This is a genomic window from Actinoplanes sp. NPDC051633 (assembly GCF_040681735.1).
GTDB lineage: Bacteria > Actinomycetota > Actinomycetes > Mycobacteriales > Micromonosporaceae > Actinoplanes.
The window spans coordinates 1-3,077 of the sequence record NZ_JBFAZH010000941.1 but is presented as its reverse complement, the minus strand read 5'-3'; the positions used below and the strand labels follow the sequence as shown (position 1 = coordinate 3,077).

Here is a 3,077-nt window from a genome sequence, read left to right as displayed (position 1 = left end):
CTCGCCGAGCCGCTGCCCTGTCCCGTAAACGCCGTCGTGGAGGCGGGCGTCGGGCTCGCCGACGACGTGGTGCTGATCGGCGCCGGCTTCATGGGCAACCTGGTGCAGTCGCTGGTGCGGCTGCGCGGCGTCCGGCGGCTGATTGTCGCCGACACCCGGCCGGACGCGCTGGAGCGGGCCACGGCGCTGGGCGCCACGGAGGTCGTCGACGTGCGTACCCGGTCGTTGCCGGAGGCCGTCGGCGACGCCGGCGCCGACATCACCTTCGAGTGCACCGGCACCCAGGCCGCGCTCGACGTGGTCGGCGACGTGACCCGGATGAGCGGCCGGATCGTCCTGGTCGGCTATCACCAGGGTGAGCCGCGCAGGGTGCCGCTGGGGCAGTGGAACTGGATGGCCTTCGACCTCGTCAACGGCCACTACCGCGACCCGGCGGTCATCATGCGCGGCCTCGACGTGGGCATGCGGCTGCTGACCGCGGGCACCGTCTCGCTGGCGCCGCTGGTGACGCACCGCTTCCCGCTCGAGCGGATCGGCGCGGCGTTCGAGGCGGCGCGGGACAAGCCGCCCGGCTTCGCCAAGGCGACCGTGACGATGAGCCGGTCCTAGGCGGACTCGCGGATCACGAGCGGGCAGGGCAGCACGACGGTACGGCCCTCGCCGGTGTAACTGCCCAGGATCCGGCTGAGCAACAACTCTCCCGCGGTGTATCCGCTCTCGTAGGCCGGGTTCCGGACCGTGGTCAGGGCCGGGCTCACGATCGTCGCCGCGTCGACGTCGTCGAATCCGACCACGGCGACGTCCGCGGGCACCGTCAGATTCAGCTCGTGCAGCGCGTCGACCGCGCCGATGGCGGTGAGATCGTTGGCGCAGAACACCGCGTCGGGGCGGATCGGGCCGGACATCAGCTGGTGCATCGCCTTGCGACCGCCGGGCCGGGTCCAGTCGCCCGGCACCACCAGATCCGGTTCGACCGCCAGGCCGGCCTCGCCCATCGCGCGCCGGTATCCCTCGCCGCGGGCCGTACCGGACGCCGGCGGCCCCTGGATCATCGCGATCCGCCGGCTGCCGCGGTGGATCAGGTGCTGAACCGCCGCGTACGAGCCCACCCCGTCCTCCGGCATCACCCGGTCGACGTGCGGGTCGTCGTCGAGCGCACCGCCGACGCACACCGCGGGCACGCCCAGCCCGGCGGGACCGACCCGCACCTGAGCCGTGACGTCGCCGGCCGCCATGACCACGCCGTCCACCCCGCGGTCGACGACATCCGCCAGGAACGCGTCCTCCCGGTCGCGGTTGCCGTCGGTGTTGCACACGTACGTGCCGTACCCGGCGCCGTCGACCGCATCGGCGAGGCCGCGCGCCAGCACGCCGTAGAAGGAGTTGGTGATGTCCGGCAGGACGACCGCGACCATCTTCGAACGCCGGGTACGCAGGCTCCGCGCAACGTTGTTGGGCCGATACCCGAGGCGCGCGATCGCCTCCTGGACGGTGCGGCGGGTGCCCTCGGCGACCCAGCGCTTACCGGAGAGCACATGCGACACGGTCGTCGGGCTGACTCCCGCCAGCTTCGCGACGTGGACCAGCGTTACGCGGGTCTCCTCCGGCGCCGGGTCGGACATCGGCATGACCTCTCCCTAGCATGATCGCCACGTACGGTAGCAAATCGTTTTGGGGCCACGATTCGCCAGGTGACCGCCGCAGCGCGTTCGTTACGGGGAATCCCTTGACATCCCCGGTCCGGGAGCCGAATCTGACCCGAGTATGCCAAACGTTTTGCACGGCCGTCACCGTTGTGCTCGTCCCGTCATCGGGCGGCAACGACGAGGGAGCTGATCGGAATGAAACGTTCATCCCCCCGGACCCTGGTGGCGGCTGCGACCGCCGCCACGCTCGCTCTCGCGGCGTGCTCCTCCGGCGGCGAGACCGCCACCGGGAAGGGCAGCGGCGAGGGCCCTGTCCCAGAGCCGTCCGCACCGGTCACCATCAGCTTCGCCTCGTGGGTCGGCGAGATTCCCGAGATGAAGCAGCTGCTCGACGCGTTCCAGAAGGAACACCCCACGATCACCGTCAAACTTCAGAACGTCCCGGCCGAGGAGGCCACCGAGAAGCTGACCGCCCAGGTCGCCGGCGGCAATCCGCCCGACGTGGCGTACGTCGACGCCGGCACGGTCGCCAGCTTCGCCTCCCGCAAGGCGCTGGTCAACCTCGACAACTACATCTCGCGCAGCGACATCGTGAAGGCCGACGCCTACGTTCCGGCCTTCAAGACCTTCACGACATACGAGAAGAGCATGTACGGCCTGCCGTTCGACGGCGAGTCGACAGCGCTGTTCTACCGCACCGACCTGTTCCAGGCGGCCGGCATCACCAAGCCGCCGGCCACCTGGCCGGAGTTCGAGGATGCCGCACGAAAGCTCACCCAGCCCGCCAAGCGGCAGTACGGCGTGGCGATGTTCGCCACCGAGGCCGCCTACTACTGGTATCCCTGGCTGTGGCAGAACGGCGGGAAGCTGCTCTCCGACGACGGCAAGCAGGTGCTGTTCGCCGACGACAAGGCGAAGGCGGCCGCCGAGTTCTACGTGAACCTGGCCAAGAACTACGCCCCGAAGGACTACCTCAACTCCAACTCGTACGACGGCCGGCAGGCCTTCGCCAACGGCCAGGTCGGCATGTACGTCGCCGGGTCGTGGTTCGCCGGCACGCTGACCGACGAGTTCCCCGCCGTCAACGGCAAATGGGCCACCGCGCCGCTGCCGGTCGGCGCGGCCGGTTGCGGCACGACCATCGCCGGGGACGCGCTGGTCATCTTCAGCCAGAGCAAGCAGGCCGACGCCGCCTGGAAGTTCATCGAGTTCATGTCCAAGCCCGCCAACGTCGCGCTGTGGACGTACAAGTCCAAGGGCGGCACGACGCTGCCGCCGATCACCGCCCTGCTGCAGGATCCCGACCTGATCAAGACCAAGCCGGTCCTCGAGGGCTTCGCCAAGGCGTTGGAGTGCGGCGTCAGCAACGTGGTCGCCAACCCCGACTGGCCCAAGATCGAGGAGAGCCTGAACGAGGAGCTGGGCAAGGCG

General features: G+C 69.9%; 3 protein-coding genes. 2 read left to right on the top strand and 1 reads right to left on the bottom strand.

Features of this window, described 5'->3' with window-relative positions:
- Positions 1–609, top strand: a 609-nt coding sequence (locus AB0M20_RS34850) for a zinc-binding dehydrogenase (RefSeq protein ID WP_364304668.1), incomplete at its 5' end; no start/stop codon positions are given.
- Here AB0M20_RS34850 and AB0M20_RS34845 read toward each other — a convergent pair.
- On the bottom strand, positions 606–1,628 hold the full coding sequence (locus AB0M20_RS34845) for a LacI family DNA-binding transcriptional regulator (RefSeq protein WP_364304666.1): 1,023 nt from the start codon (positions 1,626–1,628) through the stop codon (positions 606–608). The genes AB0M20_RS34850 and AB0M20_RS34845 overlap by 4 nt on opposite strands.
- 213 nt (positions 1,629–1,841) lie before the next feature.
- Here AB0M20_RS34845 and AB0M20_RS34840 point away from each other — a divergent pair.
- Positions 1,842–3,077: sugar ABC transporter substrate-binding protein (locus tag AB0M20_RS34840; RefSeq protein WP_364304664.1), on the top strand; the 1,236-nt coding region annotated here is incomplete at its 3' end.